Origin of the sequence: Nocardiopsis sp. MG754419 (assembly GCF_018207095.1) — a bacterium.
Classification (GTDB): domain Bacteria; phylum Actinomycetota; class Actinomycetes; order Streptosporangiales; family Streptosporangiaceae; genus Nocardiopsis.
On record NZ_QOCZ01000089.1, the window covers coordinates 1 to 23,625 of the forward strand.

13 protein-coding genes are annotated in these 23,625 nt (G+C 72.4%); 5 read left to right on the forward strand and 8 right to left on the reverse strand.

The window, feature by feature from the left end:
* Both DSY14_RS17365 and DSY14_RS17370 read left to right on the forward strand, forming a co-directional pair.
* On the forward strand, positions 1–1,225 hold a 1,225-nt coding region (locus DSY14_RS17365), incomplete at its 5' end, for an MFS transporter (RefSeq protein WP_249188046.1).
* 119 nt (positions 1,226–1,344) lie between these two features.
* Entirely contained in the window at positions 1,345–2,382 is a 1,038-nt protein-coding gene (locus tag DSY14_RS17370) for a nitronate monooxygenase (protein WP_211717630.1), read from the forward strand.
* 202 nt (positions 2,383–2,584) lie between these two features.
* On the opposite strand, the gene DSY14_RS17375 is transcribed toward DSY14_RS17370, so the two are convergent.
* Complete coding sequence (locus DSY14_RS17375) at positions 2,585–2,908, reverse strand: MerR family transcriptional regulator (protein WP_211717631.1); 324 nt, start codon at positions 2,906–2,908, stop codon at positions 2,585–2,587.
* A gap of 1,046 nt (positions 2,909–3,954) precedes the next feature.
* Here DSY14_RS17375 and DSY14_RS17380 point away from each other — a divergent pair.
* Positions 3,955–5,127 (forward strand): MFS transporter, encoded by a 1,173-nt coding sequence (locus DSY14_RS17380; protein ID WP_307851259.1) that lies wholly within the window; start codon positions 3,955–3,957, stop codon positions 5,125–5,127.
* Positions 5,128–5,146: 19 nt separating this feature from the next.
* Here the strand turns inward: DSY14_RS17380 and DSY14_RS17385 are convergent, their stop codons facing one another.
* The 5 genes from DSY14_RS17385 to DSY14_RS17405 all read right to left on the reverse strand — a co-directional run bounded on the left by DSY14_RS17385 (position 5,147) and on the right by DSY14_RS17405 (position 18,179).
* On the reverse strand, positions 5,147–5,947 hold the full coding sequence (locus DSY14_RS17385) for an ABC transporter permease (RefSeq protein WP_211717633.1): 801 nt from the start codon (positions 5,945–5,947) through the stop codon (positions 5,147–5,149).
* Positions 5,944–6,933 carry an ATP-binding cassette domain-containing protein gene (locus tag DSY14_RS17390; RefSeq protein ID WP_211717634.1) on the reverse strand — a complete coding sequence of 330 codons (990 nt, stop codon included), beginning with the start codon at positions 6,931–6,933 and terminating at the stop codon, positions 5,944–5,946. Before DSY14_RS17390 ends, DSY14_RS17385 begins: the two co-directional genes overlap by 4 nt.
* A gap of 54 nt (positions 6,934–6,987) precedes the next feature.
* On the reverse strand, positions 6,988–7,197 hold the full coding sequence (locus DSY14_RS17395; RefSeq protein ID WP_211717635.1) for an MbtH family protein: 210 nt from the start codon (positions 7,195–7,197) through the stop codon (positions 6,988–6,990).
* Positions 7,198–7,320: 123 nt separating this feature from the next.
* A complete protein-coding gene (locus DSY14_RS17400) occupies positions 7,321–17,676 on the reverse strand; it encodes a non-ribosomal peptide synthetase (protein ID WP_211717636.1) in 10,356 nt (3,451 codons plus the stop codon).
* Between the two features lie 302 nt (positions 17,677–17,978).
* The gene (locus DSY14_RS17405; RefSeq protein WP_211717637.1) at positions 17,979–18,179 is read right to left on the reverse strand and encodes a hypothetical protein; all 201 of its coding nucleotides are present in this window, start codon (positions 18,177–18,179) and stop codon (positions 17,979–17,981) included.
* 238 nt (positions 18,180–18,417) lie between these two features.
* Here DSY14_RS17405 and DSY14_RS17410 point away from each other — a divergent pair, with 238 nt between their 5' ends.
* Positions 18,418–20,940, forward strand: coding sequence for a penicillin acylase family protein (locus tag DSY14_RS17410; protein ID WP_249188047.1), 2,523 nt, complete (start codon positions 18,418–18,420; stop codon positions 20,938–20,940).
* A gap of 39 nt (positions 20,941–20,979) precedes the next feature.
* Here DSY14_RS17410 and DSY14_RS17415 read toward each other — a convergent pair whose 3' ends face one another.
* Positions 20,980–21,852: an oxidoreductase gene (locus DSY14_RS17415; protein WP_211717638.1), complete on the reverse strand. Its 873-nt coding sequence runs from the start codon at positions 21,850–21,852 to the stop codon at positions 20,980–20,982.
* An 81-nt stretch (positions 21,853–21,933) separates the two neighbouring features.
* Here DSY14_RS17415 and DSY14_RS17420 point away from each other — a divergent pair, with 81 nt between their 5' ends.
* A complete protein-coding gene (locus DSY14_RS17420) occupies positions 21,934–22,518 on the forward strand; it encodes a TetR/AcrR family transcriptional regulator (protein ID WP_211717642.1) in 585 nt (194 codons plus the stop codon).
* Positions 22,519–22,694: 176 nt separating this feature from the next.
* On the opposite strand, the gene leuE is transcribed toward DSY14_RS17420, so the two are convergent.
* Positions 22,695–23,357: a leucine efflux protein LeuE gene (gene leuE, locus DSY14_RS17425; RefSeq protein ID WP_211717639.1), complete on the reverse strand. Its 663-nt coding sequence runs from the start codon at positions 23,355–23,357 to the stop codon at positions 22,695–22,697.
* Positions 23,358–23,625: the final 268 nt, after the last annotated feature.

Here is a 23,625-nt window from a genome sequence, read left to right on the forward strand (position 1 = left end):
CCCCGAGAGCGGCCGATTCCCCCTCCTCTCCCGGCTCGGTGTCTACACGCTGGTGTCCACCATGGCCGACTTCGTGTACGGCGCGGTCTTCGTCACCGTGATCCTCGCGCGCGGCGCCGACCCCTGGGCCGTCGGTCTGATCCTCGCCGCGGGCAACCTCATGGGCCTGGTCATGGAGGCGCCCAGCGGCGCCCTCGGAGACCGGTACGGCCACCGTCGCCTGTTGACGATCGGCCTGGGGGTGTGGGGTGCGGGTCTGGTCGCCCTCGGACTCGCCGACGGACTCGTGCTCACCGTGGTGGGCATCGGCCTGGGCAACATCGGGGCGTCGCTGAAGTCCGGAACCCTGGAGGCCATCCTCATCAACCGGGTCGGCGAGCACGAACGCGGCGCGCGCATCACACGGATCGTCCGGGTCGGCGCGGTGTCCACCCGACTGGGCTCGGTCGTGGGCGCGGCCTCGGTGATGGTGGCGGGCACGTGGTGGTCCGCGGGCACGATGATCGCCCTGGGCGGGGTGCTGCTGCTGTCGCTGGCGGTCCTGGCTCCGCTGTGCTTCCCACCGGCCCCGGGGCGGCCGGACCGGCGGATCGGGACGATCGTTCTGGAGTCGGTGGTACAGGTCGCCTCCCGACGGTTCCTCCCCCTGGTGACGTTGGCGCTGTCCCTGATGTGCGCCACCATGCTGCTGGTGGTGGCCTGGCAGCCGATGCTGTTGGACGAGTACGGCGGCGACGACGTGCGCCTGAACGGCCTGGTGCTCCTGCTGATGACCCTGTCCCTGACGGCCGGGGCGGCCTGCGCGCGCTGGGTGGACGCGCGCCGTCCCCACGTGTGGGGGTCGCTCGTCTCCATGGGGATCGGGGCCCCGCTGGTCCTGGCGGTCCACGAGGTGATCCCGTTGATCGCCGGACTACTGGTGGCGGAGTTCCTCATCGGGTTGGGCGGTGTGCTGTCCGGAGTGTGGTGCCAACTGATGTTCCCCGACGCCGACCGGAACACGATGTTCTCGGCGGTGACGGTGATCACCCTGCTCGGCAGCGCGGCCACGACGAGTGCGTTCGGCTGGATGTGGGACCTGTGGGGCATCCCGACCGCCGTGACCGTGCTGTCCGTGTGCGCGTTCGTACCGGCCACGGCCGCCCTGTTCCTCAGCCGACGGCTCCCCGAGTCCGTGGACTTCACCTGGGCGGTACGGCGGAACAGGGCCGCGGCCGAACGCTGACCCGCCCCCCTGTTAGCCTGCGGCCCAGGTCGTGCGCGGTCCCGCCCGGGCGCGAGAAACGTCCTCGGCGCGACCCGACCCACGTACCGCCCCGAGCACGCGAGAGAAGGCGAGCGAGCATGCACCTGCCGGAGCTCCTCAGGGCGCGCCCCATCCTCCAGGCCCCCATGGCCGGGGGCACGTCCACCCCCGCCCTGGTCCACGCCGTGACCGACGCGGGCGGAGTGGGCTCGCTCGCCGCCGGATACCTGTCGGCGTCGGAGCTGGCCGGGCGGATCGACGCCGTCCGGGACCTCGGGACCGACGTGTTCGGTGTGAACGTGTTCGTGCCCTCCGGTTCCGCCGCGCCCGCGTCCGTTCTCGCGGACTACCGCGCCGAGCTCGCCGGGGACGCCGAGCGTCTGGGGACCGAGGTGGGACCGGCCCGGTTCGACGACGATGACTGGGACGCCACGATCGACCTTCTGGTCGAGGCCGGGGCGCCGATCGTGAGCTTCACGTTCGGGTGCCCCTTCGCGAGAACCCTGGACCGGCTGCGCGCCGCGGGATCGGCGACGATCGTCACCGCCACCACGGTCGAGGAGGCCCGCACCGCCGTGCACCGGGGCGCGGACGCGGTCTGCGTCCAGGGTTTGGAGGCGGGCGGTCACCGCGCCACCTTCGATCCCGACCACGGTGACGATCGCCCCCTGGCCGCGCTGCTGCCGGAGGTGGTGCGGGCGGTGGACGTCCCGGTGATCGCCGCCGGAGGGATCATGGACGGGGCGGACATCACCGCGGTCCTGTCCGCCGGGGCGGTCGCGGCGCAGCTGGGGACGGCGTTCCTGCGCTGCCCGGAGAGCGGGGCGCCGGCGGCGCACAAGGCCGCGCTCACCGACCCGGACTTCGTCGAGACGTCGCTGACCCGCGCGTTCACCGGCCGTCCGGCGCGGGGGCTGACCAATCGCTTCATGCGCGACCACGAGGACGCCCCCGGCGCCTACCCCGAGGTACACCACATGACCAGGCCACTGCGGGGCGCCGCGGCTCGGGCCGGAGAGCCCGAGGGCATGGCCCTGTGGGCGGGGACCGGGTTCCGCAGGTCACGGGAACTGCCCGCCGCCGACCTGGTGGCCGCGCTGCGCGCCGAGGCCGCGGAGGCGGACGCCCGGGGGTGACACCGGGACGTGCACCGGAGGGTCCACGCCGGTGTCACCTCGGTCCGGGCGCCGAGGAGCACGGCCCGGGGTGGTGGCGCCGCCCACCCCTGAGAGCACTCCGCGCGAGACGCGTGGTCTCGCGAAATGGACGCGACAAGGCCCCGGCAACCGATGACTGCCGGGGCGGTTCCAGGATCTCGAACTCGGCTTCGAGGAGGACCTACTCCTCGGGCTTTTCGGCCGCGCGCAACTCCTCGTTGATCCGCCGGGCCTCCTGGAGCTGGTCCTCGAGGATGATGATGCGGCACGCGGACTCGACGGGAGTGCCCTCGTCGACGAGTTCACGCGCGCGAGCGGCGATCTTGAGCTGGTAGCGGGAGTAACGGCGGTGTCCGCCGTCCGAGCGCAGGGGCTCGATCAGTTCGGCCCGACCCAGGGCGCGCAGGAATGCCGGCGTCACGCCGATCATGTCCGCTGCGGCGCCCACGGTGTAGGCGGGATAGTCGTCATCGTCGAACCGGTCACCGGTGTCGGGACGGGACAAGTGCGTGTCTTCCTTCTACTGAACGCACGTCGAGGGCCCCGGCGCGCTGTGGCGCCGGGGCCCGAGAGTTCAATACCACCTACCGGCTCGGGCCGGTCTTGCGCATCCCGAGGTCGAACTCGATCGGGATCGCGGGGATCGCGGTTGTGTGACCGGGGACCACCTTCTTCCAAAGTTGGCTCCTGCGGTACCCGAACCGAGACTTCCCGGATCGGGCGATCCTGATGGCATCTGCTCCTCTCGTTCTCACGTCGTGCACTGCTTTCGACTACGGTCCTACCGGCTCCCGGCACCGAACAACCGTGCGCCGGTCGAGCCCTACCGCGTCCTTCTTTCTGCCACGGCCTCCCCTGTGTCGGCGAGAGGCCGGTCCTGCGTTACCTCGGGTATCGCTGTCCTACGGCCCCCGGTGTCTTGACGCACGTGCACACCGTCGAGCCGACCTGCTCCACTTCCTGCACGGCATCCCCCGAACGGGCGGGACACCGACCCTGCGTCCTACCGGCCCCCGGCGCCGTACGAACGAGCGCGCCGGTCGAGCCGTCCTGCTCCCCACCGGCGTATCCGGTGGCCTAGCCGTGTATCTCGGTGGCTACGACAGAAAATCTAACAGCGCCATGCGGCCATGTCTACTCTCGTGACTACAGATTTTCGCGTGGGACCGGGGCAGGTTCGCGGGCCGCCCGCCGGGGGACGGACCGGGGAGGGAGACCGGAGGAGGGACCGGCCGTTCGGACGGCGCTCGACGACGGCCGGGCGCGCTGGGCGACCGCTGCGCAGAGGTGTGTCCCGCGACCGAGGGACCCGAGCCGCGGCCTCCTAGGGCCACCCTCGGTGGCGGGCCCGGCGGGCACATCCGGCGTCGTGTCGCCGCAGGGCGCACGGCGGGGAGGCCACCGCCGCGTTCCGCGATGCCTCCGGTGCGGAGTCGCTCGGCGCGGTGCCGGCCGCCCACCGGAGGCCCCTACCGGGCCCCGGTCAGGCCCGGTTCTGTCGGTGGCCCCGATTACGGTCGACGCGCCCGCCCCCCTGCGAAAGGCACCACGGTGACCACCCCGACCACCCGCGCGCACTCGTGGCGGTTCAGCCGAGACGAACGCACCCTCGTCCTCGGTGCGCTCCTCAACTCCCTGGCGTTCTTCGCCGCCCTTCCGTTCGCCGCGCTCTACCTGGCCGACCGGACGGATCTGTCGGCCGCGTGGATCGGCGCGGTCGTGGGGTCCATCCCGATGATCGCGGCGCTGGGCGGGGTGACCGGCGGGATGCTCGCCGACCGGTGGGGCTCGGTTCGGCTGATGCGGGTGGGGCTGGCACTGAACGTGGCGGTGTACGCGGCACTGGCCTTCGTGTCCACTCCGGCCGCCGCCATCGCCCTGTTGCCCTGCCTGGGGGTGGCGCGCACCATGGTCGAACCGAGCATGAAGAAGCTCCTCTCCCTCGCCGACACCGGGGACGGACGCATCTTCCGGGTCCGCTACATCACCCTGTGCCTGGGAGCGATCGTCGGCCCGGCCCTGGGCGGCGTACTGTTCCACGCGAGCCCGACGGCGTTCTTCCTGGTCCCGGCGGGATGCTTCGCCCTGTACCTCGTGGTCATGGTGGTCCGCGGCGGCGAACTGGCCCGCCTGGAGCGCGGACCGACCGGCTCGGGCACCACCCCGTGGACGGAGGCCCTGCGGGACCCCTTCCTGGTGGCGGCGATCGGCGCGGGCGCCGTGATCTTCCTGGTGTTCTCCCAGATGGACGCCGCGATCCCCCTGTTCATGAAGGGGATCCACGGAGAGCGGACGGAGTACCTGTTCGCGTCGTTGCTGGTGCTGAACGCGGTGTTGGCCCTGGTGGTGCAGCCACCGGTGATCCGATTGTCCGAACGCCTCTCCCGGGGACCCTTGGCCACGCTGGGCTGCGTGTTCTTCGCGCTGGCGTTCGCCTGCGTGTGGCTGGGAACGACCAGTGTGGTGGCGCTGTACGTGGCCATCGTGTTCTGGACCCTGGGAGAGGCGATCCTGCTCCCGCTACCGGACATCGCCGTGCACGACCTCGCCACCGACGAGCGCAAGGGCACCTACTTCGGCCTGTCCGAGCTGCGCTACCTGGGTTTCTTCGTCGGCCCCGTCCTGGGCGGAGCCCTCCTGGAGCTCCACGTGCCGACCTACTTCGTTCTCATGGGCGTGCTCGTCTTCCTCTGCGTCCCCCTGCTGCTCCGCACCCGGGCGTGACGCGGGCCGCGGGCGCGGCTCAGCGGGCGCTGATGAGGAGGTAGCGGCGCAGGGCCAGAGGGGCGAAGACGGCGATGATCGCCGCCGAGGACAGCGCCGCGTACAGTACGGCGTTCTCCGCCGGCCAGCCCGTCGGCTGGGCCAGTCCCGCGGGCGGAGCGTTGCCGAACAGTTCCCTGGAGGCCGTGGCCACCGCGGTGACCGGGTTCCACTCCGCGAACACGCGCAGCGGAGCGGGCATGGCCTCGATGGACACGAACGCGCCCGACACGAAGGCGACCGGGAACAGCCAGACCAGCCCCAGGCTCTGCGCCACCTCGACACTGCGCGCGGTCAACGCGACGAAGGCGCCGATCCAGGAGGTCGCGAAGGCGAAGAACAACAGCAGGGCGACACCGAGGAGTACCTCGCTCGCGCCGGTGGTGACACGCCACCCGATCGCGAGTCCGCACAAGGCGGTGACCACCAACGACAGGGAGCTGGTCGCCAGGTCTGAGAGGGTCCGCCCCAGGATCACGGCGATCCGCGACATGGGGAGCGACCGGTACCGGTCGACGATGCCCTTCTGGAGGTCGTTGGCGAGCCCGACCGCCGTGAAGGAGGAGTTGAAGAGCAGGGTCTGGGCGAAGATGCCCCCGATCAGGAACTCGCGGTACTCCGCGCCGCCCAGACTGCCGCCGAAGACGAAGGCGAGCAGCAGGACGAACATCACCGGCTGGATGACCCCGGAGACCATGGAGCCCGGGGTGCGCAGGACGTTGAGCAGGTTCCGGTGGGCGACCACGCCGCTGTCGCCGACCGATCTCACGAGCACGTTCATCGGACCCCTCCGACCTGGGGCGCCGGCACGTCGGCCGGGCGTCCGTCCTGACCGGTCAGTTCGAGGAAGACCTCGTCCAGGGTGGGGCGGCGCAGGGCCACCTCCACCACGGAGATCCCGCCCCGTTCGAGCGCCGCCAGCGCCCGGGTCATCGCGGACTGGCCCTCGGACGTGCCCACGGACAGCGTCCGGGCGCCCGCGTCGATCTCGGGCCGCCCGTGACCGTGGTCGGCGACGATCCCCGCCGCCGCTTCGAGGTCCGCGGCCTCGGCGAGGACGAAGTCCATCCGTGCCCCGCCCATGTGCTCCTTGAGGGCGTCCGCGCTGCCCCGCGCGATCACCGACCCCTGGTCGATGACCACGATCGTGTCCGAGAGCCGGTCGGCCTCCTCCAGGTACTGCGTGGTCAGCAGCACCGTGGTGCCGTCCTCCACCAGCGTGGAGACGATCTCCCACGTGTCCATCCGGCCGCGCGGGTCCAGACCGGTCGTGGGCTCGTCGAGCACGACCACCTCCGGCCGGGCCACCAGAGCCCCGGCCAGGTCCAGGCGGCGGCGCATACCGCCCGAGTAGGCCCCCGCTCGTTGGTCGGACACGTCCGACAGCCGAAAGCGCCGCAGCAGCGCACGGGCGCGTTCGGCGGCCTGCGCGCGGTTCATCCCGTAGAGCCGGCCCACCATGCGCAGGTTCTCGAACCCGGTGAGCTTCTCGTCCACCGCCGCGTACTGGCCGGACAGCCCGATGCTGCGGCGGACGGCGCCGGGGTCGGACAGCACGTCGTGGCCGGCGACCCTGACCCGCCCGCCGTCGGGCCGCAGCAGGGTGGTCAGTACACGGACCGTGGTCGTCTTGCCGGCGCCGTTGGGGCCGAGCAGCCCCAGCACGTGTCCGCGCGGCACCGTGAGGTCGATACCCCGCAGCGCGCGGTGCCCGCCGAAGGACTTGGTCAGCCCCTCGACGTCGATGACATGGTCGTCGCCGCCCACGTCACTCCCTTCATGGTCGGTCGCCCGGCCGCCGTGACGGCCGGGCTCGGGTCCTCAGGCGGCGTCGAGCTGACGCACACGGTGCGGTCTCATGTCCGTCCAGTTGGTGTCGATGTAGGTCAGGCACTCCTGGCGCTCGTCCGGGCCGTGGCGCACGACCCAGCCGGCCGGGACCGGCACGAACGCGGGCCACAGGGAGTGCTGGTCCTCGTCGTTGACCAGCACGAGGAACGTGGCGTCGGTGTCGTCGAACGGGTTCTGCATGGCTGTGCGTCCTTCTGTGTCGGGTGCGGCGCGCGATCGCCGCCGCGTGGTGTCGGATGGTCGGATCGTCAGGTCATCGGTCGTCGGTGTGCGGTGGGAGGGGGTCCGTGGCGGGCCCCCGGCTCAGTGGCGGTGCGCCGCCGAACGGACCATCCGGTCCGCGACGACGGGGCCGATCACCGAGAGGGGTTCCGGCAGGGCCATGAGCGCGTGGGTGCAGGTCACGTCGTGGTCGTCGATACGTCCGCCGACGAAGGGTCGCCAACTCTCCGAGAGCCGGACCCCGGGAACGCTGTCGAGGGTCGCGGTGAAGAAGAGGACGTCCCCGTCGAAGACGGGTGGCGGGCCCTGGCGCAGCAGGCTCACCTGCCGGTCGAAGGCGCGGAGCATGGCGCCGACCGCCTCCTCCGAGAGCTCTCCCAGGGGGTCGCCACGACGTTGGAAGACCTCCAGGGCGTCTCCGGCGCGGAGGGGTCGGGTGAGTTCCGCGGCGTCCTCCGCGTAGCCCAGGGCCCCGAGCAGCGCGTCGAGGACCTCTCCGTCGTCCTCGGCGTCGTCGTCGGCGTCCTGACCGAACGGATGGGAGTCCAGCAGGGCGAGGGTGGCCACCTCGTCGCCGCACTCCTGGAGGTGGGCGGCGAGCGCGTGCGCGATGTTCCCGCCGAACGACCAGCCCAGCAGGTGGTAGGGCCCCTCGGGCTGGACCTCGCGGATGCGCGCGGCGTACTCCTCGGTGAGTTCCCGCATGTCGGCGGCCTGGTCGGCACCGCGGTCGTCCGGGGCGAGCCCCGGGGCCTGGAGCCCGTAGATGGGATGGTCGGCGTCGATGTGCTGCGCCAGTCCCGCGTAGGGCCAGGCGAGCCCGCCGGCCGGGTGCACGCAGAACAGCGGGGCGGCCTCTCCGGTGGGCCGGATCGGCAGGATGCGGCCCAGACCGTTCTCCCCGACCCCTCCGTCGGCGGCCTCGATGAGCCCGGCGACCGTGGGGTTCTGGAAGAGCATCGGGACCGTGACCTCCTGGCCCAGGGCCGCGGAGGCGCGCTTGACGAGGCGCGCCGCGAGCAGGGAGTGCCCGCCCAGCTCGAAGAACCCGTCGTGCACGCCGACCCTCGGCAGGTCCAGGATCTCGGCGAACAACGCGCACATCCTGGTCTCACGCCGGGTCTCGGGGACCCCCGTGACCTGCGGGGCGTGCTCGGCCGGGTCCGGCAGGGCCACGTGGTCGACCTTGCCGTTCACGGTCAGGGGCAGGGACTCCAGGCGGACGAACACCGCCGGGACCATGTAGTCGGGAAGCCGGGCGCCGAGGTGCCGGCGCAGTGCGGCGTCGGTGGGCCCGGGGCGCTCGCGCGGTACGACGTAGGCGACGAGTCGGGTGTCCCCGGCCGTCGTACGGCGCACCAGGACGGCGGCCTCGGCGACGTCGGGGTGGTCGACCAGCGTCGCCCTGATCTCGCCGGGTTCGATCCGAAAGCCGCGGAGCTTGACCTGGTCGTCGGCGCGGCCGACGAACTCCAGCGTGCCGTCGGCACGCCACCGCACCAGGTCGCCGGTCCGGTACATGCGCCCGCCGCCGGCGACGAAGGGGTCGGCGACGAACCGCTCCCCGGTCATGCCCGGGCGGCTGCGGTACCCGCGGGCCAGACCGGCGCCGGCGATGTAGAGCTCTCCGAGTGCGCCCACGGGTGCGGGCTGGAGCCCGCTGTCGAGCACGTAGACCCGTAGGTTGCCGATGGGGCGGCCGATGGTGGGGCCGGAACCGCCCTCGATGCCGGCGATGACGGCGTCCACCGTGGTCTCGGTCGGGCCGTAGAAGTTGTAGGCGCGCACGCCGGAACGCCGGGTCAGCTCCGCCCAGAGGTCGGCGTCGACCGCCTCACCGCCCAGCGCGACGACCGAGAGGGCGTCCGCGTGGTCGAGCACGCCCTCGGCGATGAGCCTGCGGGCGTAGCTGGGTGTGGTCTCGATGGAGTCCACCCGGTGGCGCGCGAGGTAGTCGGCGAGCCCCGTGGGGTCGCGGCGCACCGCGTCCTCGATCATGTGCAGCTCGTGGCCGTCGACCAGCCAGAGGATCGGGTCCCAGGAGGCGTCGAAGGCGACGCCCGCCGTGTGGGCGACGCGGAGCGTCCGTCCCAGCCGCTCGCTCACCGGCGCGAAGAGCTCCTCACGATGGCTCAGGAACAGGTTGACCAGGGATCCGTGCTCGACCTCGACCCCCTTGGGCCGACCGGTGGAACCCGAGGTGTAGATGACGTACACCATGTCCGAGGCGGTGAGCGGGCGGACCCTCTCGCGGTCGGTCAGGGCGCCCGCCGTGGCGCAGTGGCAGTCACCGTGCTTGTCGGTGATGGCGTCGACGTCCCGGATGAGCGGTGCGTTCGCGACGCGGTGGGCGAGCGAGGCGTCCGTGAGCACCAGACCGGGTCCGGCGTCCTCGACCATGGCGGCCAGGCGCTCGTCGGGGTGGTCGGCGTCCAGGGGCAGGTAGGCGGCCCCGCTCTTGAGCACGCCCAGCAGGCTCACCACGGTCTCCACCGACCGCTGGAGCAGGACCGCGACCACGTCGCCGGGCCCGTTGCCGAGCTTGACCAGCGAGCGGGCCAGGCAGTTGGCGCGGCGTTCGAGCGCGGCGAAGCTGAGTCGTTCGTCGCCGCAGACCAGGGCGGTCGCGTCGGGAGTGCGCGCGACCTGGCTCTCGAACAGCTCCACGACCGTCTCGGCCGGCAGGTCGCGACGCAGACCGTGACCGTCGGCCAGCAGCCCCTCGCGCTCGCGGGCGGAGAGGATCTCCAGTCGACCGAGCCGGGCCTCGGGCGCGCGGGAGGCGGCGTCGAGCAGTCGGACGTACCGCTCCACGAACAGGCGCGCCGTGGCGGGTTCGAACATCGCGCTGTTGTACACCAGGGTGCCCGCGATGCCCCCGGCCCCACCGAGCGGGCAGGCCTGTTCGGCGAGGTCCAGGGACAGGTCGAACTTGGCGCCGAGCGCCGTGGTCGACGGTTCCGGGCGCACGCCCAGACCCGACAGCTCCAGGGTGGGCGTCTCGTTGTTCTGCAGGGTCAGGGCGGTCTGGAACAGGGGGTGACGGCCCAGCGCGCGGGAGGGGTTGAGCCTCTCCACGATCTGCTCGAACGGCACCTCCTGGTCGTCGAAGGCGTCCAGGTCCGCGTCCCGCACCCGGGCCAGCAGCTCGGAGAAGGCCGGGTTGCCGGAGGTGTCGGTGCGCAGCGGAAGCGTGTTGACGAAGAACCCGACCAGGTCGTCCAGCGCGGGGTCGGTGCGTCCCGCCACCGGGCCGCCGATGACGATGTCCTCGCCCGCGCCCAGGCGGGTGTACAGGGCGGCGAGCCCGGCCTGGAGGACCATGAACAGGCTCGTGGACGTGGACCGCGCCAACCGGAGCAGGCGCTCGTGCAGGTCGGCGCCGATCTCCACCTCCGCACCGGCGGAGGGCTGTGCGGCGCTGGCGGGGCGGGGGCGGTCCGAGGGCAGGCGCAGCTCGTCGGGGGCGCCGGACAGGCGGCGTTCCCAGGCGTCGAGGCTGTGCCGGATCGCGCTGTCGGGGTCGCCGTCGTCCCCGAGGACCTCGCGCTGCCAGAGCGTGTAGTCGGCGTACTGGACCGGCAGGTCCCGGTCGAGGGGCGCGGTGCCGTGGACGCGGGCGGTGTAGGCCATGGAGAGGTCGCGCGCCAGGGGCGCGGTCGACCATCCGTCGCCCGCGATGTGGTGCATGACCAGCAGCAGGACGTGTTCACGGCCCACCCGGAACAGGTGGCCCCGCAGGGGCGTCTCGACCGCCAGGTCGAAGCCCCGGCCGGCCTCGCGCTCCAGGGCGCGGCGCAGTTCCTCCTCGTCGGCGACCTCGACGCACGTGGTCCCCGGGTCCACGGCCTCGGGCGGCAGGACGTGCTGGAGGGGTGCGCCGTCGATGTCGGGGAAGACCGTGCGCAGGCTCTCGTGACGTGCGGAGACGTCGCGCAGGGCCCCGCGCAGGGCCTCGGTGTCCGGTGCGCCGGTGATCCGCACGGCGATGGGCAGGTTGTAGTCGGCCGCCGAGGTGTCCATGCGGTTGAGGAACCAGAGCCTGCGCTGGGCGAAGGACAGCGGGACGCGCGCGGGTCGCGGCATCGGCCGGAGCGGGGGCCGGGACCGTCGTCCGTCGCCGAGCGCCGCGGCCAGACCGGCCACGGTCGGTGCCTCGAAGAGGGTGCGGACGGCGACCTCCGTGCCCATGACACTGCGGATCCGGGCGACCAGGCGCACCGCGAGCAGGGAGTGCCCTCCCAGGACGAAGAAGTCGTCGTCGATGCCCACCTCGGGCACGTCCAGGACCTTGGCGAACAGCTCGCACAGCACCGTCTCGTCACGGGTGCGCGGACCACGACCGCCGCCCGTGACGGCCTCGGGTTCGGGGAGCGCCGACCGGTCCAGCTTGCCGTTGGGCGTCAACGGGAGTTCGGGCAGCAGCATGACCACCCCGGGCAGCATGGCCGCCGGGAGCCTGCGCGCCGCGAGGTCGCGGACGCCTCGGGTGTCCGGGCGCCCGCCCGGCCGCGCGGTGACGTAGGCGGCCAGCCGCGGGTCCCCGTCCTTGGTGCGGGTGAGCACCACGGCGGCCTGGGCGACCTCGGGGTGTTCGGCCACCACGGCCTCCACCTCGCCGAGTTCGATCCGGTGGCCGCGGACCTTGACCTGGCCGTCGGCGCGACCGACGTAGCGCAGGGCACCGTCCGCCCCGCGTGCGACCAGGTCACCGGTGCGGTACATGCGGCCGCCGTCGGCGGCGAACGGGTCCGCCACGAAGCGTTCGCCGGTCAGCCCCGGTCGGCCGAGGTAGCCGCGCGAGACCCCGGCGCCGCTGAGGTAGAGCTCGCCGACGACCCCCGCGGGGACCGGTCGCAGCCGGCCGTCCAGGACGCGGGCGCCGGTGTTGGCGATCGGTCGGCCGATCACCGGTTCCTCCTCCTCGTCGGAGCGGGCCGTGACGCCGTCGACCGTGCACTCGGTCGGACCGTAGAGGTTGTGCGCCACCAGACCCGGGACCTCGCGCAGCTCCCTCCAGAGCCGGGCGTCGACGGCTTCGCCGCCCAGGGCGAGCACACGCGGCCCGGTCCCGCCGTCGAAGAGCCCCAACGCCACGAGCTGGCGGGCGTAGGACGGGGTCGTCTCGATCGCGTCGATCCCCCGCTCCCGCAGGAGCGCGACCAGCTGTTCGGCGTCCCCGCGTTCGGGATCCTGGACGATGTGCAGCTCGTGGCCGTCCACCATCCACAGGAAGGGGTCCCAGGAGGCGTCGAAGGACACCCCGGCGGTGTGCGCGACCCGCAGGTACCGACCGGCCGCGGAGCGGGCCGGCTCGAACACGCGCTCACGGTGCGAGTGGAGCAGGTTGGCCAACGAGCGGTGCTCGACGACCACGCCCTTGGGACGGCCGGTGGAGCCGGACGTGTAGACGACGTAGGCCGCGTCACGGGGGCCCGGACGGACCGGGACCCGGCTCATCGGGGTGTCCAGGGGCAGCGCGTCCAGGTGGAGCACCATGCTCCCGTCCGGCACGCGTGTGCGGTCGCCGGTGGTCGTGAGGACGATGGCGGGTCCGGCGTCGGCGAGCATGTGGTCGACGCGCTCGCGGGGGTAGGAGGTGTCCACCGGCATGAAGGCCGCACCGCTGCGCAGCACGCCGAGCAGCGCGACGGCCAGGTCGACCGAGCGCGGCAGCACCGTCGCCACGGTCGTGCCGGGGCCGGCGCCCCGGTCGGTCAGTAGGTGCGCCAGGCTCTCGGCGCGCGCGTCCAGTTCGGCGAAGGTCAGGAGACGATCGCCCGCGGCCACCGCGGTGCGGTCGGGACCGCACAGCACCTGGGCGTCGAAGGAGTCCAGGATCGTGTCCGCGGCCCCCGGACGGAAGGGCCCCGTGGCGCCCGCGTCCAGGTCCGCGCGTTCGCCGGGCAGCAGGAGTTCGGCCTCCTCAACGACGGTGGCCGGCGCCTCGGCCAGGACCGAGAGCAGATGGGTGAAGCGGTCGGCCACGGACCGGGCGGTGCTCTCGTCGAAGAGGTCGGCGTCGTACTCCAGGTCGCCGAGGAGCCCGTCAGGGGCGCCGTCGGTGTCGAGGTGCTCCGTCAGGTCGAGGGTGAGGTCGAACTTGGCCTGAGCGGTCCCGGCCCCCTCCTGCACGCTGGTGTCCAGACCGTGCAGGGACGGGCGGGCGGTGCCGATGTTCTGCAGGGCCAGCATGACCTGGAACAGCGGGGGCCGGGGGCCCGAGCGGCTCGGCCGCAGCTCCTCCACCACACGGTCGAACGGCGCGTCCTGGTGGGCGAAGGCGGCGAGGCAGGCCTCCTTGGAGCGCTCGACCAGGTCGTCGAAGGTCGGGTTCCCGTCCGTGTGCGTGCGGATGACGACGGTGTTGACGAAGAAGCCGATGAGCGCGTCCAGCTCGGCCTCGGTGCGTCCCGCCGTGGGCGTGCCGACCGTCAGGTCGGAGCCCGCTCCCAGGCGGGAGAGCAGGGCGGTGAGACCGGCGTTGAGCACCATGAACAGGCTCGCGCCGTGCCGCTCGCCGAGGCGGTGGAGACGCGCGTGGAGTTCCGGGGACAGGCGCAGCGGCACCGAGCCGCCGCGGCCACTGGAGTGTTCGGGTCGGGGCCGGTCCACGGGCAGGACCGTGTCCTCCGGCGCCCCGCGCAGGGCCTCACGCCAGTACGCCAGCTGTCGGGACAGCTCGCTCTCCGGGTCGCCGTCCTCCCCGAGCACCTCGTTCTGCCAGAGCGTGTAGTCGGCGTACTGCACCGGGAGAGGTCGCCATTCGGGGGCCCGCCCCCGGGCGCGGGCGGCGTAGGCGACGGCCAGGTCCTGGGAGAGCGGACCCAGCGACCACCCGTCACCGGCGATGTGGTGCAGGACGAGCAGGAGGACGTGGTCGCGCTCGCCGACCCGGAGGAGCCGGACGCGCAGCGGTGTCTCGACGGAGGTGTCCAGACCGCGTCCGGCCTCCGCCGTGATCACCCGTTCCAGGTCCTGCTCGGGGCAGGACACGGCGGCGAAGTCGAGCCGGGTCTCGTCCGGGGGCAGGACGAGCTGGCGGGGCTCCTCGCCGTGCATCGGGAACACGGTGCGCAGGGTCTCGTGGCGTTCCACGAGGTCGTCCAGGGCGGAGCGCAGGGCCGTGGTGTCCAGCTCCCCGCGCAACCGGAGCGCCGCCGGGATGTTGTAGGCGCCGGATTCGGGCGCGTACCTGTTGAGGAACCACAGCCGGCGCTGGGTGTGCGAGAGCGGCAGCACCTCGGGGCGTTCCCGCGGCTCCAGGCGCGGTCCGGTCCCGGCGGTGTCGGGCAGCACCCGGGCCAGCCCCGCGACGGTCGGGTTCTCGAAGAGTTCCCGGATGGCGGGGGCCGCCCCGAACTCCGCCCGGATGCGGCCGATGAGTCGGGTGGCCAGGAGCGAGTGGCCGCCCAGGGCGAAGAAGTCGTCGTCCACACCGACGTTCTCGACCCCGACGGCCTCGGCGAAGAGCGCGCACAGCCTGCGCTCGCGCTCGGTGCGCGGTGGCCGGGAGGAGGCCGCGTCGCCCGTGGGCAGGGGCAGGGCGGCACGGTCCAGCTTGCCGCTGGGGGTCAGCGGCAGCTCGGGCACCTCGATGGTCGCCGCGGGCACCATGAACGCGGGAAGGCGGTCGGCGGCGTGGGCCCGGGCCTTGTCGACGTCGGAGGGGTCGTCGACGACGACGTAGGCCACCAGACGCGTGTCCGGGCCCTCGCCGACGGGGACGACCGCCGCGCGACGGACCCCGGGGCACTCCCGGACGACCGCCTCGACCTCGGCCGGCTCCACGCGGACGCCGCGCACCTTGACCTGGTCGTCGGCCCGGCCGAGGAAGCGCAGGGTACGGTCCGCGGCGGGGGACACCAGGTCACCGGTGCGGTACATGCGGCCGCCGTCGGCGGCGAACGGGTCCGCCACGAACCGTTCGGCGGTGAGCACGGAGCGGCCGAGGTAACCACGGGCGACGGAGTGGCCGGCGACGTAGAGCTCGCCGGTGGCGCCGGGCGGCACGGGCCGGAGCCCCGAGTCCAGGACGTAGGCGCGGGAGTTGGCGACGGCGTCCCCGATGTGGGGCCGCTCCCCCGGCGCGACGGGGGCGGTCAGGCTGTCGACCGTGGTCTCGGTCGGGCCGTACAGGTTGTACCCGTCGACGTGGTCCAGCGACGCGAGCGTGTCCCACAGGTCGGGGTCCACGGCCTCGCCGCCCAGGGCGACGACCGTGGGGCCGCCCGGCTCGGCGAGCCCCTCGCCCAGGAGCGCGCGGGCGAAGGAGGGCGTGGTCTCGATCGCGTCGAGACCCTGGTCGCGCAGGTGGGCGACGAGCCGCTGCGGGTCACGGCGGACCTCGTCGTCGACCAGGTGGAGCTCGTGCCCGTCCACCATCCACAGGAAGGGGTCCCAGGAGGCGTCGAAGGAGAGCCCCGCGGTGTGCGCCACCCGCAGCGCCCGCCCGTGCCGCTCACGTGAGGGCCCGAAGACGAGCGCACGGTGGGAGTGCAGGAGGTTGAGCAGGGAGCGGTGCTGCACGGCCACCCCCTTGGGGGCGCCGGTGGAACCGGACGTGTAGATGACGTAGGCGAGGTCGTCGCCGGTGGTGGGGCGGGGGCGGTCCGCCGCGGGCACGCGCGGGCCCTGTGCGACCTCGGCCCTGGTGGCCGGGTCGTCCATGAACAGCGTCGTCGTGTCCGGACCTCGGTCGGCCTCGGGATCTCCGTGCGCGGTGGCGTCGGAGTCTCCGTGCGCGTCGGTCGCGCGGTGGGCGAGCACGAGGTCCGGCCGCGCGTCCCGGACCATGGCGGCCAGGCGGCCCGCCGGGTAACCGGGGTCGAGCGGCAGACAGGCGGCGCCGGACTTGAGCACGGCGAGTTGGGCCACCGGCAGGTCGGTGTGTCGCCCCACCCTGACGCCGACCACACGGCCGGGACCGGCGCCGAGCGCGATGAGGTGCTCGGCCCAGCGGTCGGACAGGGCGTCGAGCCGGGCGAGGGTGAGGCGACCGTCGGGGGCGACGACGGCGGTGCTCTCGGGGTCGCGGGACGCGGTGAGCGCGAACTCGTCCGCCACCGTCAGGTCGGGCAGGGCGCGGACGGGACCCTCGTTGCGGGCGGGCCCGGTCTCCGCGTCGTTCGCGAGCCGCACGTCGAGTGCGCCCACCGGGGCGGTGGGGTCCTCGGCGATGGCGCGCATGACGGCGAACAGTCGCGCCTGGTGGTCGTCGAGTTCGGCGGGCGTGTACAGGTCCGGGTTGCCGTCGAAGTCGACGCGGATGTCGTCGGTGGCGCCGAGCCCGTGGAAGATGACGGACAGGTCCTCGATGGGCCCGACCGCCAGGTTGTGGGTGGTGGCCGGAAGTCCGGCGAAGACGAGTTCGCCCAGGGGCGGGATGATGTTGACCGACGGTCCCGTCAGCCGGCGGCCCGTGGCCTCGCCCCGGCGCATCTCCTCGTAGCGGTACCGCTGGTGTCGCAGGACCTTGCGGGTGTCCAGGGACACCTGCCGCAGGAGTGCGGACACGGGCAGGTCCGGGCGGACCCGCACCCGCAGCGGCACGATGTTGGAGACCGCCGCCGGGACCGTCCTGGCGTGCGAGGTGCGGCGCGAGGTGACCGGCAGTCCGAGCACGATGTCCCGGGCGCCGGTGAAGCGGTGGAGGTGCACGGCGGTGGCCGTGAGCACCGCGGCGGGCAGGCTGGTGCGCTGCGCGCGGGCGGCGGCCTGGAGTCCGGCGGCGACCGGGGCCGGCAGGTGCGCGGTGGTCCTGTGCAGGCTGGTCGGCATCCGCACGGGCGCGTCGGACAGGCCCACCGCGTCGGGGGCGTCGGCCATGTGCTCGGCCCAAAATCGCGCGTCGGCCTCGGCGGTGCCGTCCTCCCGGTAGAGGGCCTCCTCCTCCAGGAGCCGGTCCAGCCCACCGAAGGGGCTGGGCCCCGGCTCGGTCCCGGCGGCCAGCGCGTCGTGGATCTCGGTGATCCGGCCCAGGACCAGCATGGCTCCGTAGCCGTCCAGGAGCAGGTGGTGGACGCGCTGGTAGACGAAGTGGTGTTCCGCGCCGAGTCGGAAGATCACCTCGGCGAACAGGTCCTCGCCCCGGACGTCGAGCGATCGCGCGAGGTCGTCCCGCATCCAGCGCCGGGCGGACTCGGCGGGGTCGGTCTCGGCGGAGAGGTCCACGACGGTGGGCCACCAGTCGTCGGGGCGACGGACCTCCTGCCAGGGAACCCCGTCCTCCTCGCCGAAGCGCAGGTGCAGCGACTCCGTCTCCAGAATCGCCCGACGCAGGGCGGAGCACAGGGTCGGCACGTCCAACGGACCGTCCAACTCCAGGTACTCCGCGATGGCGTACACCGGGTTGCCCGGGTCCATCTGCTGCGCGTACCAGAGCCCGCTCTGGGCAGCCGTGAGCGGCAGTCGGCGGAGGTGGCCGGTGTTCGTCATCGAAGACCTTCCGATCGCGTCGGCGCCCCTGCGAGAGCAGCGGATGAGCCGGGAGTGCTGGGGAATGGCGAAAGGCCAGGGGCACTGGCCTGGAAGCGGTGGGGCGCCTCCAGCGGGGTCACTCCGGAACCGGAAGTTGACCGCTTTCACTAGCTTGACTCTGTTAGCGGTGATTCGTAGGGATACGCGAGAAGGATTGCGTGATGCACCTCACATGGAGCTACCGAACGGCTACACACTGATACATTTCGGGCATAGCGCAGCAGCCGGAGCGCGATGCTCCGGCCACTGCGCAGCGGTCGCTAGTGGTTGATCTGGTAGTTGCCGATGAAGATGGTCACCAGCCCACCGTCACCGAACAGTCCTCCGAGCAGGCCGGGCGAGGACGAAGAGGCCTCGGCCCCGGGCTGCGCGGCGGCTTGGGCGGGCACGGCGCCCAGCACCGCGGTGGCCGCGAACGCGGAGAGCAGGAGCGCGGCGGCGCGGCGACGAACTGACGTCATGACGGGGGTTCCCTTCGATGGTCGGATAGGGCCGCCTCGCCGATGGGCGGGCCGACCCTCACGGAGCATTCGAGACCGAACCCTGGGGGTATTGGTGCGAAAGGCGATGAATTCTCCCTCGGCACGTCCCCGCACCCCGAGGCACTGGAGGGACACCCCCGCCTACCAGTTGGTAACAATTGAGCATGCCCAGGCCGGGGCCTAGAGCACGTGAACCGGGACGCTCTAGGGTTCCGCCATGGGTGTATTGCGGAAGCGTGTCCTGGTTCGTGTTCTCTTGGGGCTTGTCGCGACCGTCGCGGCCCTGGCCCTGATCGCTTCCCTGCTCGGGGTGTGGGCGGTCCGACGGTCGTTCCCCACGACCTCCGGCGAACTGACCCTCTCCGAACTCGGCGCCCCGGTCACCGTCCTGCGCGACGAACACGGGGTCCCGCACGTCTACGCGGACGACGCCGAGGACCTGTTCGTCGCCCAGGGGTTCACCCACGCGCAGGACCGCTTCTGGGAGATGGACTTCCGCCGCCACGTCACGGCCGGCCGCACCGCCGAGCTCTTCGGTCCCGGCCAGGTGCAGACCGACATCTACCTGCGCACGATGGGCTGGCGGCGGGTCGCCGAGCAGGAGTACGACCTCCTGGAGGAGGACTCCCGGCGCTACCTCGACGCCTACGCCGCCGGGGTCAACGCCTGGATCGACGAGAACGAGGGGCTCTCCGCGAGTCTGGAACACGGGCTCCTCGGGATCACCGCGGACGACTACACCGTGGAGCCCTGGACGCCCACCGACAGTCTCGCCTGGCTCAAGGCCATGGCCTGGGACCTGGGCGGCAACCTCCAGGACGAGACCCGCCGCGCCCTGCTTCTGGCCGAAGGGTTCGACGAGGAGACCATCGAGGAGCTCTACCCGGCGTACCCGACCGAGAAGCACGCCCCCATCACCTCCACCGACGAGCACAACGGCGCCGGTGACGACGCCGACCTGGGCCGCGCCCCCGACCTGCCCGAGGAGGCGCTCTCGGCCCTCGACGGGGTCTCCGACGTGCACGCGGCCATACCCGACCTCCTCGGCCCCTCCGACGATCCCGACCTCGGGTCCAACTCCTGGGTCGTCTCGGGCGAGCACACCGAGTCCGGTTCGCCGCTGCTCACCAACGACCCGCACCTGGGCGCGTCGATGCCCTCCACCTGGCACCAGATGGGGCTGCACTGCACCGAGCTCACCGAGGAGTGCCCGTTCGACACCAGCGGGTTCGGCTTCTCCGGGCTGCCCGGAGTGGTCATCGGCCAGAACGAGTCCATCGCCTGGGGCTTCACCAACCTCAACCCCGACGTCATGGACCTGTACCTGGAGGAGGTCGACGGCGACGAGTACGTGGTGGACGGCGAGCGGCGTCCCCTGGAGATCATCGAGGAGACCATCGCGGTCTCCGGTGGCGAGGACCTCGACCTCACCATCCGCTCCACGCACCGCGGGCCGATCCTGTCGACCACCGCGGCCGGGTCCGACCTCCGGAGGATCGGCGAGGACCCCGGGGAGGGCGACGACGCCCCCTACCAGGTCTCCCTGCGCTGGACCGCCCTCGAACCGGGGGCCACGGCCGACGCCGTCTTCGCGATGAACCGGGCGCGGGACTGGAACGACTTCCGCGCCGCCGCGAGCAGGTTCGAGGTCCCCTCACAGAACCTCGTCTACGCGGACGAGGAGGGCAACATCGGCTACCAGGCCCCCGGCCTGGTACCGGTCCGCGGCAAGGGCGACGGCCGCTGGCCCGCCCCCGGCTGGGACTCCGACTACGACTGGGAGGACGAGTACCTCCCCTTCGACGCACTGCCCAGCGTGTACAACCCGGAGTCCGGGGTGATCGTCACGGCCAACGAGGCGGTCGTGGACGAGGAGTACGCCCACTTCCTGACCTCGGACTGGAACTACGGCTACCGGGGTCAGCGGATCAACGACCTGTTGGACGAGGCGATCGCCGAGGGGCCGGTGGGGGTGGAGGACATGGAACGCGTCCTCGTGGACTCGCTGCACACCAGCGCCCTGGAGGTCACGCCGTACCTGCTGGACGTGCCGGTCGAGGGGACCACGGCCCAGGCCCGCGACCTGCTCCGCGACTGGGACCACCGCAACGAGCCCGACTCCGCCGCGGCCGCGTTCTACAACGCCACGTGGCGGCAGCTCCTGCCCCTGCTCTTCGACGAACTGGGCGAGAACGGCATGGACGGCCGCTCACGCGGGATGCACGTGGTGTCCGGGCTGCTGGAGGACCCCGACTCCCACTGGTGGGAGGGGTCCGAGGCGAGCGGGCGGGAGGAGGTCCTGGCGGCGGCCATGGACGCTGCCGTGGAGGAACTGACGGAACTGCTCGGCGACGACCCGGCCGCCTGGCGCTGGGGCGACCTGCACACCCTCACCGCGACCCACGAGTCCTTCGGGACCTCGGGGATCGGGCCGGTGGAGTGGCTGTTCAACCGCGGCCCCGTGGAGAGCGCCGGCGGCTCCGACCTGGTCAACGCGACCGGGTGGAACACCGCCGAGGGCTACGGCATCACCACCGTCCCCTCCATGCGGATGGTCGTGGACCTGGCCGACCGGGACTCCTCGACGTGGATCCACCTGACCGGCAACTCGGGGCACGCCTTCCACCCCAACTACGACGACCAACTGGAGCTGTGGGCCGAAGGGGAGTCGCTGCCGTGGGCGGTGACGGAGGAGGCCGTCCGCGAGGCGAGCACGGACGAGCTCACCCTCACGCCGTAGGGGACCGGGGCGGCGTGCCCGCCCCGGTCCCGTTCATGGTCAGAGCGGGAACGCGGTACCGGTCGCCTCCTCCGACAGGTCCCACAGCCGCCGCGCGGCGTCGGTGTCCAGGGCGGCGCGGGTGCGCCAGGACGGGCCCGGGGCGCCGTTGAAGAAGAGGCCGGTGGGGCCCGCGAAGTAGGCACCGGGCACGTCCTGGGTGGCGGCCTGGATCGTGGGCAGCGCGCCCACGGCGGCGCTCTGTCCGACGATCCGGGTCAGCACCCTCATGAGCCGGTCCTGGAGCGGCCTCTCGGTCCGCCCGTGCAGCTCGGTGGCGGCGTACCCGGGATGCGCGGCCGTGGCCAGGACCGGGGAGTCCACCTCCTCCAGCCGGCGCTGCAACTCCAGGGTGAAGAGCAGGTTGGCCAGCTTCGACCGGCCGTACGCGCGGTAGGGGGTGTAGCCCCGCGTGAAGTCGGGGTCGTCGAAGGGGATACCGCGCACGAACGCGTGCAGGCCCGAGGACACGGTGACCACACGCCCGGTGACGTGCTTCAGCAGCAGGTTGGTGAGGGCGAAGTGGCCCAGGTGGTTGACCCCGAACTGGGACTCGAAGCCGTCCTTGGTGCGGGCCTTGGGGACGGCCATGATCCCGGCGTTGTTGATCAACAGCCCGAGATCGCCCCGCCAGTCGGCGGCGAAGGCGCGCACCGAGGACAGGTCGGCCAGGTCGAGGCGGCGGACCTCGGTCTCCCCCTGGATCTCCCGGGCCGCCGCGTCCCCCTTGGTGGTGTCGCGGACGGCGAGGACCACACGGGCCCCGCGCCCGGCCAGGAACCTCGCGGTCTCCAGACCGAGTCCGCTGTTGGCCCCGGTGACGACGGCGGTCCGACCGCTCAGGTCGGGGAGGTGCACGGTCGTGTCGCTCATGGGCCCAACGTAGGACCTCGTTCGCAAAGTTGTCAATGACAACAATGATGGCGTCGTAAACATCACCGTATGCTGGTGGGTATGGCCGACCGCTCCTACCATCACGGAGACCTGCGCGCCGTTCTGTTGGACGGCGCCGAACGCACACTCGCCGACCGCGGCACCGCCGCGATCTCCCTGCGCGAGCTCGCACGCGAGGCGGGTGTCAGCCACGCGGCGCCCGGCAGGCACTTCAAGGACAAGCAGGCTCTGCTCGACGCCCTGGCGCTCAGCGGGTTCGAGCGGCTCCGGGCCGCCCTGGAACGCTGCGGCCCCGAGGGCGCGGACACCGAGACGCGCCTGCTCTCCCTCGCCCGCGCCTACGTGGGGTTCGCGCTGTCCCACGGCGCCCTGCTGGACCTGATGTACGCGCGCAAGCACGAAAGTGCGATGTCCGCGCGGCTCGCGACCGCGGTGAGCGACATCCTCGACCTCACCCTCGCCCCGATCGTCCAGGGCCAGGCCGACGGCGAGATCATCGAGGGCGACCCGTTCACGATCGCCTACACCGTCGTCTCGACCCTCCACGGTCTCGCGACCCTGAGCACCGACGACACCGTGGAGAGGGTCGACGAGGTCCTCCACGAGGTGGTCCGCACCCTGCTGCACGGCCTGACCCCCCGCTGACCACCGCGCCCCGCCGGCCGCCCTGCACGACGGAGCCGGAGTGGTCCGCCGATCACCACGTCGACGCGGACCGCTCCGGTCGACCCGCACCGTCACCGCCCCCGAAGGGCGACGGTGGGCCTTCGGACCCGCGCAGGCGCCCGGACCCTCGACGGGGCCCGGGGCGACGGTCGCGGTCAGGCGGTGCTGAGGGAGAGCTTCACCGCGAACCCGAGGAACAGGGCGCCCGCCACCGACGTCGCCCCGGCCGAAAGCCGTCGGCGCCGTCCGAAGGCCGCCGCCAGCCGGGTGCCGCTGAAGATCAGCGCGGACAGGTACAGGAAGCTGACCAGCTGCAGCAGCAGGCCCAGGACCAGGAAGGACAGCGCCGGGTAGGCGTACGTCGGGTCGACGAACTGCACGAAGAAGGAGATCAGGAACAGGATCACCTTGGGGTTGAACAGGGAGACCACCAGGGCCCTGCGGAAGGGCCGCTCCCCCGTGGCACCGACCGGCGCGGCGTCGGCCGCGCGCTGCTCCTCGGCGCGTTGGTGTCGGGAGGTCCACATGGCGTAGGCGGTGCGCAGCATCCCGATCGCCATCCACACCAGGTAGGCGGCGCCCACGAACTTGACGACCGCGAAGACCACCGGGTTGGTCTGGAGCAGCGTCGCGGCTCCGGCGGCGGCGAGCAGCATGAGCACGGCGTCGCCGGTGAAGACCCCCGTGGCGGCCGTGTATCCGGCCCGCGTGCCACTGCGCGCGGCCACGGAGAGCACGTAGATCGAGTTGGGCCCCGGAAGGAGCACGATGAGGATGAGTCCCACCAGGTACGTGGGCAGGTCGGTGATGCCGAGCATGGGTGGAGTGTTTCATCCGAGGGTCGGTTCGGGGCATCCGGGGAGGTGAACGAGCGCCCCGACCAGAGCACCCACGGAAAGCATTCTCGTGAATACGAACAGTTCCCCCGTTCTTTTCGGTGCGGGAACTCCCTCGTCCACGACGGCGAAACGCGGATGCGGAGAACCCGCTTTCCTGAGGAAGCGTAGGTTTTCCCGATCGCGCGTGGCCACCATTTCCGCCCTTTCATCCGTTTGTGGTCACCCCGGCCTCCGATCCCCCACGCCC

What these genes read in the sequence shown, in the direction of transcription:
- DSY14_RS17370 (WP_211717630.1), top strand. Translation starts at nt 1,345, where the DNA reads ATGCACCTGCCGGAGCTCCTCAGGGCGCGCCCCATCCTCCAGGCCCCC.
- DSY14_RS17385 (WP_211717633.1), bottom strand. Translation starts at nt 5,947, where the DNA reads ATGAACGTGCTCGTGAGATCGGTCGGCGACAGCGGCGTGGTCGCCCAC.
- DSY14_RS17395 (WP_211717635.1), bottom strand. Translation starts at nt 7,197, where the DNA reads ATGCAGAACCCGTTCGACGACACCGACGCCACGTTCCTCGTGCTGGTC.
- DSY14_RS17400 (WP_211717636.1), bottom strand. Translation starts at nt 17,676, where the DNA reads ATGACGAACACCGGCCACCTCCGCCGACTGCCGCTCACGGCTGCCCAG.
- DSY14_RS17405 (WP_211717637.1), bottom strand. Translation starts at nt 18,179, where the DNA reads ATGACGTCAGTTCGTCGCCGCGCCGCCGCGCTCCTGCTCTCCGCGTTC.
- DSY14_RS17410 (WP_249188047.1), top strand. Translation starts at nt 18,418, where the DNA reads ATGGGTGTATTGCGGAAGCGTGTCCTGGTTCGTGTTCTCTTGGGGCTT.
- DSY14_RS17415 (WP_211717638.1), bottom strand. Translation starts at nt 21,852, where the DNA reads ATGAGCGACACGACCGTGCACCTCCCCGACCTGAGCGGTCGGACCGCC.
- DSY14_RS17420 (WP_211717642.1), top strand. Translation starts at nt 21,934, where the DNA reads ATGGCCGACCGCTCCTACCATCACGGAGACCTGCGCGCCGTTCTGTTG.
- leuE (WP_211717639.1), bottom strand. Translation starts at nt 23,357, where the DNA reads ATGCTCGGCATCACCGACCTGCCCACGTACCTGGTGGGACTCATCCTC.